Annotated in this window: 15 protein-coding genes; 7 read left to right on the top strand and 8 right to left on the bottom strand. The window is 72.3% G+C overall.

The window, feature by feature from the left end; genetic code table 11:
• Positions 1–174: 174 nt before the first annotated feature.
• Positions 175–654 (top strand): Lrp/AsnC family transcriptional regulator, encoded by a 480-nt coding sequence (locus tag H5965_RS42010; protein ID WP_310976771.1) that lies wholly within the window; start codon positions 175–177, stop codon positions 652–654.
• Here H5965_RS42010 and H5965_RS42005 read toward each other — a convergent pair.
• The 4 genes from H5965_RS42005 to H5965_RS41990 form a co-directional block, all read right to left on the bottom strand.
• On the bottom strand, positions 577–1,440 hold the full coding sequence (locus H5965_RS42005; protein ID WP_310976769.1) for a carbon-nitrogen hydrolase family protein: 864 nt from the start codon (positions 1,438–1,440) through the stop codon (positions 577–579). The genes H5965_RS42010 and H5965_RS42005 overlap by 78 nt on opposite strands.
• A gap of 2 nt (positions 1,441–1,442) precedes the next feature.
• Complete coding sequence (locus H5965_RS42000) at positions 1,443–2,741, bottom strand: hypothetical protein (RefSeq protein ID WP_310976768.1); 1,299 nt, start codon at positions 2,739–2,741, stop codon at positions 1,443–1,445.
• Positions 2,731–3,759, bottom strand: coding sequence for a ThiF family adenylyltransferase (locus H5965_RS41995; RefSeq protein ID WP_310976766.1), 1,029 nt, complete (start codon positions 3,757–3,759; stop codon positions 2,731–2,733). Before H5965_RS41995 ends, H5965_RS42000 begins: the two co-directional genes overlap by 11 nt.
• A gap of 97 nt (positions 3,760–3,856) precedes the next feature.
• A complete protein-coding gene (locus tag H5965_RS41990; protein ID WP_310976764.1) occupies positions 3,857–4,021 on the bottom strand; it encodes a hypothetical protein in 165 nt (54 codons plus the stop codon).
• Between the two features lie 237 nt (positions 4,022–4,258).
• Between H5965_RS41990 and H5965_RS41985 the strand changes: the two genes are divergently transcribed.
• The 3 genes from H5965_RS41985 to H5965_RS41975 all read left to right on the top strand — a co-directional run bounded on the left by H5965_RS41985 (position 4,259) and on the right by H5965_RS41975 (position 6,880).
• Positions 4,259–4,810, top strand: a complete 552-nt coding sequence (locus tag H5965_RS41985; protein WP_310976762.1) for an Lrp/AsnC family transcriptional regulator — start codon at positions 4,259–4,261, stop codon at positions 4,808–4,810.
• Between the two features lie 102 nt (positions 4,811–4,912).
• Entirely contained in the window at positions 4,913–5,536 is a 624-nt protein-coding gene (locus H5965_RS41980; protein ID WP_310976761.1) for a LuxR C-terminal-related transcriptional regulator, read from the top strand.
• Between the two features lie 36 nt (positions 5,537–5,572).
• Entirely contained in the window at positions 5,573–6,880 is a 1,308-nt protein-coding gene (locus H5965_RS41975) for an APC family permease (RefSeq protein ID WP_310976759.1), read from the top strand.
• Between the two features lie 11 nt (positions 6,881–6,891).
• Here the strand turns inward: H5965_RS41975 and H5965_RS41970 are convergent, their stop codons facing one another.
• From H5965_RS41970 to H5965_RS41955, 4 genes are all read right to left on the bottom strand, one after another.
• The gene (locus H5965_RS41970; protein ID WP_310976757.1) at positions 6,892–7,365 is read right to left on the bottom strand and encodes a YbaK/EbsC family protein; all 474 of its coding nucleotides are present in this window, start codon (positions 7,363–7,365) and stop codon (positions 6,892–6,894) included.
• Positions 7,366–7,503: 138 nt separating this feature from the next.
• Positions 7,504–8,760, bottom strand: a complete 1,257-nt coding sequence (locus tag H5965_RS41965; RefSeq protein WP_310976755.1) for a cation:proton antiporter — start codon at positions 8,758–8,760, stop codon at positions 7,504–7,506.
• A gap of 223 nt (positions 8,761–8,983) precedes the next feature.
• Positions 8,984–9,148, bottom strand: coding sequence for a hypothetical protein (locus H5965_RS41960; RefSeq protein ID WP_310976754.1), 165 nt, complete (start codon positions 9,146–9,148; stop codon positions 8,984–8,986).
• Between the two features lie 195 nt (positions 9,149–9,343).
• On the bottom strand, positions 9,344–10,249 hold the full coding sequence (locus H5965_RS41955; RefSeq protein WP_310976753.1) for a LysR family transcriptional regulator: 906 nt from the start codon (positions 10,247–10,249) through the stop codon (positions 9,344–9,346).
• An 87-nt stretch (positions 10,250–10,336) separates the two neighbouring features.
• On the opposite strand from H5965_RS41955, the gene H5965_RS41950 reads away from it, so the two are divergent.
• The 3 genes from H5965_RS41950 to H5965_RS41940 are packed head-to-tail and all read left to right on the top strand — an operon-like array spanning position 10,337 to position 15,011.
• Entirely contained in the window at positions 10,337–11,425 is a 1,089-nt protein-coding gene (locus H5965_RS41950) for a tartrate dehydrogenase (protein ID WP_310976751.1), read from the top strand.
• The gene (locus H5965_RS41945; protein ID WP_310976750.1) at positions 11,422–12,984 is read left to right on the top strand and encodes a hydantoinase B/oxoprolinase family protein; all 1,563 of its coding nucleotides are present in this window, start codon (positions 11,422–11,424) and stop codon (positions 12,982–12,984) included. The genes H5965_RS41950 and H5965_RS41945 overlap by 4 nt, the downstream gene beginning before the upstream one ends.
• A complete protein-coding gene (locus tag H5965_RS41940; protein ID WP_310976749.1) occupies positions 12,981–15,011 on the top strand; it encodes a hydantoinase/oxoprolinase family protein in 2,031 nt (676 codons plus the stop codon). Before H5965_RS41945 ends, H5965_RS41940 begins: the two co-directional genes overlap by 4 nt.
• Position 15,012: the final 1 nt, after the last annotated feature.

Genomic DNA, 15,012 nt, shown 5'->3' with positions numbered 1-15,012 from the left:
GCACCTCCGTCGTGGAAAGGAGCGCCGAATGGGCCCAGCGCGGGAAATGTGCTGACGGGTCCCCCAGAGGTGATCCTCGAGTGTTCCCGGTGTTGTCGAGAATACCGGAGAACACCGGGCGGAGAACGCGACAGCCTTGCGACTTCCGCGCGGCACACGGCAGAATATTGCGTCATGGACCGGATCGATCTGGCGATCCTCGCCGAGTTGCAGGGCAATGCGCGTCTGTCCAATGCGGAGCTGGCCGAAAAGGTCGGGCTCACCCAGTCACCCTGCCTGCGGCGGGTGCGTCAGCTCGAACGCAACGGGACCATCCGCGGCTACCACGCCCGGCTGGACCACGACACCCTGGGGTGCGGTTTCGAGGTGTTCGTGGACGTGCTGATGCGCCGGCAGGACCACGCCACGATCGCGGACTTCGAGCGCGAGCTCACCGCACTGCCGGAAGTGCTGGAGGCGCACCGGCTCTTCGGCGAACCCGACTACCTGCTGCGGGTCGCGGTGGCCGATATCGCCGCGTACGAGAGGTTTTTCACCGATGTGCTCTCGGCGTTGCCGGGGATCGCGAACCTGACCTCACGCCTGACGATGAAGAAGGTGAAGGTCGACTCCGGGATTTCCCTGACCGGCCAGGTGAACCCGGACGTCCGGTGAGGACGGTGCGCCCCAGGGCTGGGCCGCGCGGTAGGCGCGCAGGGCGGCGAGCGGGATCTCCGCCACCGGTGTCCGCGGCGTCCCGTCCGCGAGCAGCACGGTGTGGTCGCGGGGTGCGCCGCTCTCGTCGAACGCGATGCCGTCGCAGACGATCGAGTGCCCGTGCCCCGGGTAGTTGGCCACGGCCACGGCGAGCTTGTTCTCGAACGCCCGGGTCCGCACCTGCCACAGCCGGTTTTCGCACAACGGCCCGGCATTGGGGATCAGGACCACCTCGGCACCGGCGGCCGCGAGCGATCCGGCCGCCTCGGGGAAGACGCGGTCGTAGCACAGCAGCAGCCCGATGCGGACGGTGCGCCCGCCGGGCAGCGCGAGGTCCGCGACCGGATACCCCTCTCCTGCCGAAAGAACCGATTCCCCCGCGAACGTGGCGAGGTGGACCTTCGCGTACCGCAGGACGACATCGCCCGAGGGACCGACGAGCGCGGCGGCGTTGCGCAGGCCGTCCGCGGTCACCTCCAGGTAGGTCGCCACGATCGCGACCCCCGTTTCCGCGGCCGTGCGCGCGGTGTCCGCCAGATACCGGTCCTGCGCCGCCGCGGCCCCGTCCCGGAACGCCGGGGAAGCGGCTTCCCCGGCGGCCGGGAGCCGATAACCGATGTTCCACATCTCCGGGAACACGACGACCTCGGCCCCGCGCCCGGCGGCCTCCCGGGTGTACCGCCGGGCCAGCTCGACGTTTTCCGCCACCCGCCGCCCGGACGAGTACCGCTGCACCACGGCCACCTTCACGAGGCTGCCCCCGCCATCCGCCGCGGGGCGGCGGCCCGGCGGACCACCACCGCGTTCGCGGCCGACTCCGCGAGCAGCCCGGCGGCCAGCGCGACACCGGCGTTGGCGACCCCCGGCAGGGGTCCCCCGGTCAGGGCCGCCGCCACGCCGGTGAGGGCCACGGCGTGCGCGGCGACGCCGGAGAGCAGCCCGGCCGCACGCCCCCGGGCGATGATGAACCCGCGCAATCCCGTCCGAAGCACCCACAACGCCGGGACCACGATCGCCAGCGGCGCCCACCGCAGGCCCAGCGCGGTCGCGTCCGGCGGGGTGCCGAGCAGGCCGCCGAGGTAGCCGCGGCCGAGCGGGCTGAGCACGACAACGGCGTACAGCGCCGCGAAACCGAGAGCCAGTCCCCAAGTCAGCCGGCGGGCGTCGCGCGGGTGCCCGCCGTGCCGGAGGTGGCCGGCCACGACCGACTCCAGGTCGCTGGTCGGCCCGGTGAACAGCGCGAGCAGACCGTAGAGGCCCGGCCAGACGATCAAGGACGGCTCGGCCAGTGCCGAGCGCGCCACGGCCATCGTCGTGATCAGCTGCGGTGCCATGTTCAGCGCGCGCGTGCTCGTCAGGGCCGCGTGCCGGCGCACCAGCGCGCCGAGGCCGGCACCCGGCGCGGTCACGGGTTGCCGCAGCCGGGCGACGGCGGCGCCGAGGATCGCCGCTTCAGTGGCGGCACCGGCGGTCAGGGCGATGCCGCCGACGGCCGCGCCGGCGTCCGGCAGCACCAGGACGAGCGCCCAGGCGGCGCAGGCGGACAACGCCAGCCGGCCCGCGGTGGCCACCGAGATGCCCGCCGTGCGCCGGGCCGCGATGAGCCGGCCGTGGAAGTACCGCCGCACGGCCACCGCGACCGACGCGGGGGCGAGCGCGAGCAGGCAGGTGCGGACCTGGGCGGCGATCCCGTCCGGCAGGTTCGTCGCCACCCGCACCAGCGTGAACAGAGCGGGAACGGTGACCAGCAACGCCAGGACCACCGCGGTGAGGACGCCGACACCGAGCGCGTAGCCGAAGGTGCGGCGGTTCGGCTGGTGGTCGGCGTCGCTCACGACCAGCGGCGTGATGGCCAGCGCGGGGGAGTTGGCCACGACCAGGACCGCCAGCGAGACGCCGAACGCGGCCAGCCCGGCCGCGCCGCCGGCCCCGCGGGCGACCGCGGCCGCGGCGACCGGGATCTCCAGGACGAGCATGGAGGACCCGAACGCCGTCGGCAGCCAGGTCCGGGCCGGCGCTCGCCAGCCGCCGTCCTCAGCGGCCATAGGTGGCGCACGCGCAACCGGGCCGGCTGGTGTAGTCGTCGAATGTGAACGTCAGCCGCCCGGTGTCGATGTAGAGGCTGCGCCCGGCCGTGGCGGCCTCCTTCGCGCCGGAGATCACGCCGATCACCTCGTTGACCGCGATGCCCGCCAGCATGGCCACGGTCGCTCCGGTCAGGCAGGCCGTCTCTTCGGGCCGCAGGATGTCCAGCCCGTGGATGCCGACGCAGCCCCAGCACGGGGTCCGGCCCGGGATCATCGTCGGCCCCACGCGAGCTCCGCGGTCGGTGGCACCGATCGAGGTCAGCGGAACACCGGTGGCCATGCTGGCGTCGCTGGACCACCGGGCGGCGTGCTCGCGCGGGCGGTCGAAGGCGTGGATGAAGAAGTCGGCTCCGTCGATCAGCTCCGCGAGGTCGTCGGCCGAGGCGACCGTGCGCTGGTGCGGGGTGAACTCGAGCCGGGAGTTCTGCCGCGCGAGCCGGCGCCGCAGCACCTCGACCTTGCGCACACCGACGTCCTCCTCGTCGAGCGTGGCGTGCGTCGGGAGGTTGTCCAGGGCGAAGGTGTCGAAGTCGACCGATTCGAGCCGGCCGATCCCGGCCGCGGCCAGCAGCCGCACCAGCGTCGTCCCGCCCGCTCCGGCGCCGACCACCACGACCCGGGCGTCGGCCAGCCGCTGCTGGCCGTCGAAGCCGGTCCAGTCTTCGCGGTCGAACAGCCGCAGGTAATTGATCTGCCTGCTCCACCGCTCGGCGAGCTCCGGGGCGAGGCCGGGGTCCGCCGCCGCGTCCTCGAGGGCACCCGCCGCCTCGAGCGCGGCCAGCCACTTGTCCGCATCGGGGTACCGGGTCGCCAGCTGCTCGCTGGTGGCACTGCCGTCGAGGCCCACCACGAATTCGACGATTTCGTCGGTGGGGTCGGTGACGCGGATCTTGCTCGGGCCGAGGCCGAGGAACAGGTGCGGTTCCCCCTCGCGGCGGTAGACCCGGAGGAAAGGTTTGACTCGGGGGTTTCGCACGCTGATTCCTTTCGAATGCCCCGTTCCCGGATGCGCTTTCCGGCCCTGCCGGACCGGTGCACGACGAGAACCGTGCACCGGTCCGGGTGTTTCCCGGTCAGATCTGGTTGGCGTGCCACTCCTTGACGAGGCCTTCTTCCTCGATGCGCTCGACGGTCATGTCGGTCCACCCCCTCTCCTGCCTGGTTTCCGTTCGCTGGAACGAAATCCGCCCCGACGCGTCCTGCGCGGAGCGGCCGAGGGCAGGCCGGTACCCGGCCACGGCCTGGCGAAGATCTTTGCCCCACAGCGGTTTTCCGGGCCGACAGCGCTCCCTGATCGGCCGCGAACTATGGTTTCATGGGACAGCAGGAGAGTCCACGCACACCGCCCAACTCACGTCATTCGTTCGGCGGGGGACCCACCGGTGAGCCGATCGCGAAACATTCGGTGTGCGTGGCCTTTGGGGACAGGGCAACGGGTGGTGCCGATGCCCGAGGCTGCACAGGGGGACCGGAAGGTGTACGACCAACTGGATCTCGCGTTGCTGCGAGAGCTACAGCGCAACGCCCGGCAGACCAATCGCGAGCTGGCGAAGGCGACGCACGTGGTGCCTTCGACGTCCCTGCAACGCGTGCGCGCGCTGCTCGACCGGGGCGTGGTCACCGGCTTCCACGCGGCGGTGGACCTGCGGACCATCGGCCGCGGGGTCCAGGCGCTCGTGTTCGTCAAGATCCGCCCGCCTTCGCGCCGCGTGATCGACCAGTTCCGGGTGTGGATCATGGAACTGCCCGAGGTGCTCGGGGTGTTCGTCACCTCCGGCGACCACGACTTCGTCATCCACATCGCGGTCGGCGACACCGGCGACCTCTACGGCTTCGTGCTCGACCGCCTGACCCAGCGACCGGAGATCGCCGACGTCTACACGAGCGTCGTCTTCGAGCACGCGCGGGCCACCGTGGTCCAGCCGGCGTCCGACCGCGGCCCGGGGAACGGGAAAGCACGACCGGCCTCGCCCGCCGGGAACGGGCACGCTCGCCCGGGCGAGCCGCGCTGGAGCAGCAGGCGCTGAACGCTCACCGGGGGGAACCGCAGACCGGAAGCGCGACCGGGAGGACACGTGGGGGTTGTCATGGACCGTGGGCCGGCGCCGCCGTTGCCCGCGGGAACCAGGGTGCTCATCGTCGAAGAACAGGAGGTGCTCCGCCGCGGGCTGCTCGCCATCACCGACGCGATCCCGGGCGTCCGCGCCTCGGCCGTCACCGAGATCGGCACGGGCGACGTCGATACCGACGTCACGTTGATCTCCACCACGACCCTGATGAACGCCGAACGGGCCGGGATTTCACTGGACCGGCTGCGGCCGGTGATCGTCATCGCGGCGGCCGCCCAGCCGGGCTCGCTCGACGTCGCCACCAGCAGGCGGGCCAACGGGTACCTGCTCCAGCGCGACCTCACGCCGGGGTCGTTGCGGGACGCGCTGACGCAGGTGCTGCACGGACGGCTGGTGATCCCCGAGCCGATCGCGGCGTACCTGCTCGACCGCGCGCGCAACCACAGCGTGGATCCGCCGCCGCGCCTGGAACACCTCAGTGCGCGTGAGACCGAAGTGCTCAACATGCTCGTGACGGGCGCCAGCAACAAGGAGATCGCCAACCGGCTCGGAATATCGATCCACGGCGTGAAGCGCCACGTTTCGACGCTGCTGAATCAGTTTCACTCGCCGAACCGGGTGCATCTGGTCTCGCATATCCTGCGATCCGGTGTGATATCTTCGCTTGACCCGGGGGCACGATGAGACTGGCTTCGTGAATTGTCAAGGGGGCTGGGGGAAATGGGTTCTGCCGTCGTCGAGCGGCGCAAGATCGGCCTGCGCGAGGCCACCGCGATCGGGGTCGGAGGCGTCGTCGGCGCCGGCATCTTCGTCCTGAGCGGCACCGCGAGCGCGCTGGCCGGTCCCGCCGTGATCGTGGCTTTCCTCCTGGCCTTTCTGTCTTCACTCAGCCTCGCGATGTGCTTCGCCGAGCTCAGTTCCCTGCACGGGGACTCCGGCGGGCAGTACGCCTACGCGAAGGCGCACCTGCCGGGCTGGGTGGCGACCGTGGTCGGCTGGGCGAACGTCGGCGCCTGGGCGTCCGGTGCCGCGTTCGTCGGCCGGGGCTTCGGCGAGCACCTGCACCTGCTCGTCCCGGCGATCCCGGCGACCTCGGGCGCCGTCGTGCTGACCGCCGTGATCGTCGTGGTGAACCTGTTCGGGCTGAAGGTGTCCGGCCGCCTGCAGTTCGTGATCATGCTCGTCGAAGTGCTCTTCCTCGGCGTGTTCATCGTCATCGGCGGCACCAACGTCGACGCGCGCCACTTCACGCCCTTCGTCACGCACGGCTGGTACGGGATCGTCGCCGCGGCCGTCGTCGGGTTCATCGCCCTGCTCGGCTGGGACGCGGTGGTTGTGGCCGCCGAGGAGATCGACCGGCCGCAGCGCACGATCCCGCGGGCCATCTTCGCCAGCCTGGCCATCGTTTTCGTGTTGTACATCGGCCTGCTGGTGGTGATCAACGGCGTCCTGCCCTCCGACCGGCTTCGCGGCACCGCGACGCCGGTGGCCGACGCCGCGGCGGTGCTGCTGGGGCCCGCCGGGATCACCGGGGTCAACGTCATCATCGTCGTGGCGCTGACGGCGACGGTGAACGCGTTCGTCATCGTGATTTCCCGGGCGGCGTTCGTCCTGGCGAGGGACGACCGGATGCCCCGGGTGGTGGCGCGGCGCAACGCGCGAGGGGTGCCCTGGGTGGCGATCCTGCTCGCCGGCGGCAGCCAGATCTGCCTGACCGTGTTCTCCGACCTGGAGTTCGCGGTGGCGGCGACCGGGTTCTTGTACATGATCACTTCGGTCGGCGCGGTGGTGGCGTTGTTCGCCGCCCGCCGCCGGGGCGCCGAAGCGGCGTTCCGCACCCCGCTCTACCCGTTGACCCCGGTGGTCGCGCTGGTGTTGTGCTCGCTGTTCGTCATCGGCACCGGGCCGACCGGCATCGTCGCCGGCACCGCGTGGCTGGTGGTGGGCTTGCTGGGCACGGCCCTGCTCCGGCGCCGGTACGGCCGGGCGGGCTCGCCGGCGGTTCCCGAGGCACCGCACCGGAACTGACCGGCCGCGGCTCACGCCCCGACGACGATCGGCGCCTCGATCCTGCTGACCTCGTTGAGGTTCACCACGACCGAACGGTCGAGGCGGCCGGCGTTGAAGAACACGCGGTCCTGCTCCAGCAACCGGGCGTCGACGCTCAGCGGCAGGTCGAAGATCGAGCCGATGGAGGGCAGCTCCCCGAAGTGGCACCCGGTCGCGGCCTCGAGCTCGGCGACGCTGGCCAGCCGGAGCCGCTTGGCCTGCAGGGGCCCGGCAAGCTCGCCGAGATCGCCCCGCGCATCACCCGGCAGCGCGTGGATGATCAGGTCCTTGCCGCCTTCGCGCTTGTACCGGCGAAGCAGGAGCGCCTTGGCCTGCTGGCTCAGTTGCGAGCCGACGACGCGGCTGTATTCCTCGGCCGAGGCGGCCGGTGGGTGCTCGATCACCTCGAACGGGATTCCGGCATCGGTCAGGTAGTCGATCACTCGCTCGTGCGGGGTGCTCATCGAAATTCCTTCGGAAACAGGGGCATCGGCCACCGGAAACCGTTCGATCAACCGACCGGAATCCTTTGAGCCGACCACTCGGAATTGACGGCAGCCACCTTATCGGCTCGCCCGCGACGGCGGGAACGACGCGCCGGATCACCCGGAACTACCGGCGAAATCGCGTTCTCGATCCCGCTCGGCGGGCGTGCTCGTGGTCCGGCGCATGGTCAACCGCAGGGTGGCCGGCGCCACCATGGACGTCACCACGGCCAGCAGGACGACGATGGTGTACGTCGCGTCGGTCAGCACGCCGAGCTGCAAACCGACGGTCGCGACCACGATCTCCACGACGCCGCGGGCGTTGAGTCCCGCTCCGATGGCCAGCGACTCGGTGCGATCGAAGCGGCACAGCCGGGCCCCCGCGTAGCCGCCGGCCAGCTTGGCGAGCGTCCCGGCCAGGATCGTCGTGACGGCGGCGATCAGCACCGGCGGGTGGCCCAGCGCCGCGAGGTCGACCCGCATCCCCGCCGTGACGAAGTACAACGGCGCGAGCACCGCGACGACGAACGGCCGCAACGAGTCCAGCACCCTGCGCGCGGCCGCCCCGGAGGAGCTGATGAGCAGTCCGCACAGGAACGCCCCGAGGATCGGCTCCATGCCCAGCGCGTGGGTGCCGGCCGCGGCCAGCGCGACCAGCACGACGATGACGGTGACGCCGATACCGCGCCGGGCCGCTTCCCCGGCCCGGGCCGCCCGCCGTCGGAGCAGGTGCATCGCCACCAGCGTCGCGGCGACGACGGCGAGCAGGACGCCGACGGACAGCGCCAGCGCCCCGGCGTCGAGGCTGCCCCGGACCACCGCCGCCGCCGACACCACCGACAGCAGGAGCCACCCGACCACGTCGCTGATCGCCGCGGCGCCGATGATCATCTGCCCGACGTCGCGGTGCAGCAAGCGCATGTCCAGCAGCGTCTTGGCGATCACCGGCAGGGCGCTGACGGCGATCGCGACCCCGACGAAGAGAGCGAACACGGGGCGTCCGACGCCCGGTGCCATCAGCGCGTCCGGCAGGAGGAAGCCCAGCGCCAGGCCGAGCGCCAGGGGCAGCGTGATGCTGCCGAGGCTCACCAGCCCGACGGCCCGGCGGCGGCGCAGGATGAGGTCGAAGTCGATGTGCGCGCCCGTGATCGCGACGAGCAGCAGTACTCCTACTTGCGCGACGGCGCCGGTGAGGTGCGCCTGCCCCGGATCGGTGGGCAGCAGCCAGGCCGAGACGCCGGGCAGCACGCTGCCGAACACCGACGGCCCCAGCAGAACCCCGGCGGCGAGCTCACCGACGAGGGCCGGCAGCCCCCATCGGCCGGCGATCCGGCCGAGCAGCACCGCGCAGCCGAGCAGAACACCGATTTGCAAGAGGAAGACGAGCAATTGGTGCGCATTGATCGGAGCAGCCGCCGCTGCCGCGGCAATGGACATGCGGAAACCCCCAGTCAGCCGGTGCCATCTCGACGGCAACGCTCAATATCACGGTGGCACGACGGCTCGACGAGCGTCAATTGACGCGCGCGCACGAGTACCTGAAATTGCCCGAGGGGCCGGTTCACGGATTCATTAAGAGAGGTGCCGGATCCGCCCGTCAGCCGTCATGCCCGGAAAAAGGGACAGCCGGCGAACCTCCGTCTTCGATGCAGAAGAACGTGGCTCCCACGATCGCCGCGCCGAGGCCGAGGACGTTGGTGAGCATCGGCAGCACGTAGGGCAGTGCGGACGGGCCGTCCAGCGTTCCGTGGACGGCCGGCATGACGGCCCGCGACCTGGCAGCGGCCGCCCACGGGATCGGCAGTCCCTCCACAGTGGACGGAATACGCGCGCTGGGCGTCACCGTGGACCAGGCCCTGTGGTCGGGCAACGCGCCCGGAACGCATGAAGCCCACCAGGCCTGGGCCGCGGTCGGCACGGTCCGCCGCGGTCTGGCCGGCCGCGGAGAGGCTGCCTTTCACGAGGCCGAAGCGATCCGCTCCGGCAACCGGGCCGCGAGGTGGGTGATCAGCTCGCTGGTCCGCCGCGGCACGTGGACGTCGTCGCCCAGGAGGGCGTAGATGTCGGCGGGCGGTGTCGGCACGCCAGGCAGCACTCGCACCAGCGCGCCGCTGTCCAGGTGCGCCCGGACCTGCCACTCGGAGCGCATCACGATCCCGCGGCCCCGCAGCGCCCAGTCGGTCACGATGTCGCCGTCGTTGCTCGACAGGCTGCCGTGCACCCGCACCTGACGCGGCTGTGCGGCCCCGCCGAACCGCCACACGGCGAAGTCGCCCTCGTTCTCCCGCAGCACGATGCAGTCGTGCCCGGCCAGGTCTTCGATCCGCTCGGGCGTCCCGCGACGGTCCAGGTAGGACGGTGCCGCGCACGGCACCCGGCGGTTGCGCGCCAGCCGGCGCATCCGCAGGGTGGAATCCGGTGGCGCGCCGACGTGCACGGCCAGGTCGAACTCGCGCCGGTGGGGCCGCAGCGGCAGCGCCGAGGTGTGCAGCTGGACGCGCAACCGCGGGTGCCGCGCGGTGAACTCGCCGACCAGCGGCGCGACGTGCGCCCGGCCGAGCCCGAGCGTCGCCTGGACCACGATCGAGCCCGTCAGGTCGCCGGAGCCGTGGCTGACCAGGTCGTCGAGCTCGCGCACCTGGTCCAGGATCGCCTCGACGCGCGAGGCGTAGAGCCGGCCTTCGGACGTCAGCGTCAGCCGCCGTGCGCCGCGGTGCACCAGCCGGACGTCGAGGCGCTGTTCGAGGGCTTTCAGGCGCTTGCTGACCACCGGCAGCGAGACGTCCAGCTCGCGCGCGGCGGCCGTGAGCGTCTCGCTGACGGCGACCACGTGGAAGAAGGCGAGGTCGTCCAGTCTTTCCATGGCAGAAAGGATAGGTTGCCGCCCGCGACCTTGCCGGGGCGCCCGGCCGCCGCCCACAGTGGAGGGACCCCGACGAAGGAGCGGCTCGTGACCCACCGCATCGCGGTCATCCCCGGCGACGGCATCGGGCGCGAGGTCGTCCCGGAAGGCCTGCGCTGCCTGCGCGCCGCCGCCGAAGTCCACGGCTTCGGTCTCGAGTTCACCGAGTTCGGCTTCGCTTCCGCCGCGTATTGGCTGGAGCACGGCGAGATGCTGCCACCGGACTGGCAGGACGTCCTCGCCGGCTTCGACGCGATCTTCTTCGGCGCGGTCGGGTGGCCGGACGTCGTGCCCGACCACGTGTCGCTGTGGGGCAGCCTGCTGAAGTTCCGCCGCGGCTTCGACCAGTACGTCAACCTGCGGCCGGTCCGGCTGCTGCGCGGCGTGCGCGCCCCGCTGCGCGGCCACGGGCCCGGCGACATCGACTTCCTCGTCGTCCGGGAGAACACCGAAGGCGAGTACTCCAGCATCGGCGGCCGCGTCTTCGAGGGCACCGACCGGGAGACCGTGCTGCAGGAGACGGTGATGACCCGCGTCGGCGTCGACCGCGTGCTGCGCTACGCCTTCGACCTCGCCGCCACCCGGCCGCGCCGGCACCTGACCTGGGCCACCAAGAGCAACGGCATCTCCATCTCGATGCCCTACTGGGACGAGCGCGCGGCCGCGATGGCCGCCCGCTACCCGGACGTCGCCGCGGACAAGGACCACATCGACATCCTCGCCGCCAAGTTCGTGCTCAGCCCGGAGAAGTACGACGTCGTCGTGGCCAGCAACCTCTTCGGCGACATCCTCTCCGACCTCGGGCCCGCGTGTACCGGCACGATCGGCATCGCCCCGAGCGCCAACATCAACCCCGAGCGCACCTGGCCGAGCCTGTTCGAGCCGGTCCACGGCTCGGCCCCCGACATCGCCGGGCGGGGGATCGCGAACCCCGTCGGGCAGATCTGGAGCGGCGCAATGATGCTCGACCACCTCGGCGAACCCGAAGCGGCCGCGCGGGTCGTCGCCGCGATCGAAAGCGTTCTCGACGAGCAGCCGGCCGTGCTCACCCCCGACCTCGGCGGCGCGGGGACGACCGAGGGGCTCGGCACGGCGATCGCCGAGCGGATCGCCGTCGGGGAGCGGGTGCCGGCGTGAGCGGCTTCGACCCGATCGGCCTGGAGGTCCGCTGGGACCGGCTCGCCGCCGCGACCGACGAGGCCGCGTCGACCATGCTGCGCACCGCGTTCTCGACGATCATCCGCGAGTCCAACGACTACACGGTCGTCCTGCTGGACCGCCGCGGCCGCACGATGGCCGAGTCGCGGGCCGGCATCCCCGGCTTCGCGGCCTTGATGAGCTCCCTGACTTCCCTGGTGCTGCACCGGTTCCCCGCCGAGGAGTGGCAGGACGGCGACGCCGTCATCACCAACGACCCGTGGATCGCGACCGGCCACCTGCCCGACATCGCCATGCTCGCACCGGTCTTCCACCGCGGCGAGCTCGTCGCCTTCACCGGCACCGCCGCGCACTCGCCCGACATCGGCGGCACGCCGTCGCTCGGCGCCACCGACCTGATGTCGGAGGGCCTGCTGATCCCCCCGCTGCGGCTGTTCCGCGCCGGGCGCGTCGAGCGGGGCGTCAAAGACCTGCTGCTGGCCAACGTCCGGCTCGCCGACGAGCTGTGGGGTGACCTCGAAGCGCAGGCCGCCGCGCACGCGGTCGGCCGCCGGCGCGCCCAGGAGTTCCTCGAGGACTTCGGCGAGGACGGCTTCGACGAGTTCGCGGACCAGGTGCACGCGATGACCGAGACCGCGATGCGCGCGGCGATCCGCGAGCTGCCCGACGGCGGCTACCGCGCCGGTGTCGACGCGGACGGCGTCGAGGGGCACCCGACGCACATCGAGTGCGCGGTCACGATCAGCGGCGACACCATCGGGATCGACTACACCGGCAGCTCCCCGCAGGTCCCGTTCCCGACGAACTCCACGCTCAACTACACCCGCGCGTATTCGGTGTACCCGCTGAAGATCCTGCTCGACCCGGCCACCCGCACCAACTGGGGCTCCTACCGGGCGATCACCGTGACCGCGCCCGAAGGCACGATCGTGAACCCGCGGTTCCCGGCGCCGGTCGTCGCGCGGCACCTCACCGGGCACCTGCTCTCCTGCGCCATCTACCGCGCGCTGGCGCCGGTGCTGCCCGGCCGCGTCATCGCCGACAGCGGGGGAGCGCCCGCGTTGCGCGTCCGGTTCGCCGGGGTCGACGACGCAAGCCGTCCCTTCGCGCAGATGCTGTTCGCCAACGCCGGCATGGGCGCGTCGCGGGACCAGGACGGCCTTTCGGCGACGGCGTTCCCGACCAACTCCGGCAGCGGCAGCGTCGAAGCGATGGAGGTCGCGTCCCCGCTGCGGTTCGTCCGCAAGGAGCTGCGGGAGGGATCCGGTGGCGAGGGGCGCCGGCGCGGCGGGCTCGGCCAGGACGTCGAAGTGCACAACCCGACCAGGCGTCCGGTGCAGCTCGTGCTGCTGGGTGACCGCGAACGGCACCCGGCGCTCGGCATCGACGGCGGTAGGCCCGGCGCCACGGCCCAGGTCGTGCTGGACACCGGCGAGCGCGTCCCGCTGAAGTCGATTTCGCAGCTGGCGCCGGGCGCTTCGGTCGTCATTTCGTTCCCCGGTGGCGGCGGCTACGGCACACCGGAGGCGAGCCGATGAGCCGCACCGCCCGGATCGGCGTGGACGTCGGTGGCACGTTCACCGACCTGCTGCTGCACGACCCCGCCCGCGGCCTGACGTGGCCCGGCAAGCTGCCCACCACCCCGCACGCGCCGCACGACGCGATCACCGCGGGCATCACCCGGCTGCTGGCCGAGACCGGGACGGACCCGGGCGACGTCGCCTGCGTCGTCCACGGCACGACGCTGGTGACGAACACGCTGCTCGAACGCACCGGCGCGGTCGTCGGCCTGCTCACCACCGAGGGCTTCACCGACACCCTGGAGATGGCTCGCGAGATCCGGTTCGACCCGACCGACCTGCACGCCCGCCCGGCGCCCCCGCTGGTTCCGCGCCACCTGTGCCGCGGCGTGCCGGGCCGCCTCGCCGCCGACGGCACCGAGGTGGCGCCCCTCGACGAAGGCGCCGTTTCGGCGCAGGTAGCGGACTTGCTGGCGCACGGCGTCGAGGCGGTGGCCGTCGCCTTGCTGCACTCGTACCGCGACGACCGGCACGAACGCCGGGTCCGCGAGCTGGTCGCCCGCGCCCACCCGGATCTGCCGGTCACGCTGTCCAGCGCCGTGACGCCGATGCTCGGGGAGTACGAGCGCGCGAGCACCGCGTGCCTCAACGCCTACGTCCAGCCGCTGGTGGCGCACTACCTCGACGCGCTGCGGGCCGACCTCACCGAGCTCGGCATCGACGCGCCGCTGCACGTCATGCTGTCCGGCGGCGGCGTCACGACCCTCGACGACGCCAAGGCGTTCCCGGTGCGGCTGCTCGAATCCGGCCCTGCGGCGGGAGCGATCGCCGCGGCCGCGGTGGCCCGCCGGGCCGGCGAGCCGGACGTCCTGTCGTTCGACATGGGTGGCACCACGGCGAAGATCGCGATCGTCAGCGGCGGCGCGCCGCGGCGCAAGCACGACTTCGAAGCCGGCCGCGTCGACAAGTTCAAGCCCGGCTCGGGCCTGCCGGTGAAGCTGACCGTCGTCGACCTGATCGAGATCGGCTCGGGCGGCGGGTCGATCGCCGCGCCGGACGCGCTGGGCCTGCTCAAGGTCGGTCCGCGCAGCGCCGGGTCCGTACCGGGGCCGGTCGCCTACGGCCGCGGCGGCGAGCAGCCGACCGTCACCGACGCCGACCTCGTGCTCGGCTACCTCGACCCGGACGCCTTCCTCGGCGGCGAGATGCGCCTGCGCACCGACGAGGTGCACAAGGCGGTGGCCCGGGACGTGGGTGACCCGCTGGACCTGGACGAGACCGGCGCGGCCGCCGGCATCATCGAGGTCGCCACCGCGAGCATGGCCGCCGCCGCGCGGACGCACCTGGCCGAGCACGGCCGCGACCCCGCCGGGTTCGCGCTGGTGGCGTTCGGCGGCGCGGGCCCCGTCCACGCCTACGGCCTGGCGAAGCAGCTGAAGATCGCGCGGGTGATCGTCCCGATGCGGGCCGGTGTGATGTCGGCGTACGGCTTCCTCGTCGCCGCGCCGACGGTCGACCTCGCGCGCAGCCTGCCCTCGCCGTTGTCCGAAGTGGACTGGAATCGCGTCGATGTCCTGTACGCCGAAATGGCCGGGCAGGCCACGGCAGTGCTCGGCCCCGGCGCGAGCCTGCGGCGCTCAGCCGACCTGCGCTACCTGGGACAAGGTTCGGAGATCGAGGTCGAGCTGCCCGAAGGGGACGGGCTCCGGGGCGCCTTCGAAGACACGTACCGCGCGGCGTTCGGGCGGACGCTGGACGGGCCCGTGGAGGTCGTCAACTGGCGGCTCACGGCCCGGCTGCCCGGGCCCGACGTCGAGCTGGGGTGCGAACCCGTCGACGGCGACCCGCGGCGGGGCGAGCGGGACGTGTACTTCCCCGGCCACGGCCGGCTGCACGCCGCGGTCTGGGACCGCTACCGGCTGCGGCCGGGCACCGAGCTCACCGGACCCGCCGTGTTCGAGGAACGGGAGTCGTCCTGCTCCTTCGGGCCGGGCTGCCGCATCCGCGTCGGCGACGACCTGACGCTCTTCGTGGACGTCGGATGAG

The sequence above is a fragment of the Amycolatopsis sp. 505 genome (assembly GCF_031625235.1).
GTDB lineage: Bacteria > Actinomycetota > Actinomycetes > Mycobacteriales > Pseudonocardiaceae > Amycolatopsis.
Note: the sequence above shows the minus strand (reverse complement) of the source record. Positions and strands in the feature narration are given on the sequence as shown.

Excerpts from the sequence above, each read along its gene's own strand:
- H5965_RS42010 (WP_310976771.1), top strand. The coding sequence starts at position 175 with ATGGACCGGATCGATCTGGCGATCCTCGCCGAGTTGCAGGGCAATGCG.
- H5965_RS42000 (WP_310976768.1), bottom strand. The coding sequence starts at position 2,741 with ATGGCCGCTGAGGACGGCGGCTGGCGAGCGCCGGCCCGGACCTGGCTG.
- H5965_RS41975 (WP_310976759.1), top strand. The coding sequence starts at position 5,573 with ATGGGTTCTGCCGTCGTCGAGCGGCGCAAGATCGGCCTGCGCGAGGCC.
- H5965_RS41970 (WP_310976757.1), bottom strand. The coding sequence starts at position 7,365 with ATGAGCACCCCGCACGAGCGAGTGATCGACTACCTGACCGATGCCGGA.
- H5965_RS41960 (WP_310976754.1), bottom strand. The coding sequence starts at position 9,148 with ATGCCGGCCGTCCACGGAACGCTGGACGGCCCGTCCGCACTGCCCTAC.
- H5965_RS41955 (WP_310976753.1), bottom strand. The coding sequence starts at position 10,249 with ATGGAAAGACTGGACGACCTCGCCTTCTTCCACGTGGTCGCCGTCAGC.
- H5965_RS41940 (WP_310976749.1), top strand. The coding sequence starts at position 12,981 with ATGAGCCGCACCGCCCGGATCGGCGTGGACGTCGGTGGCACGTTCACC.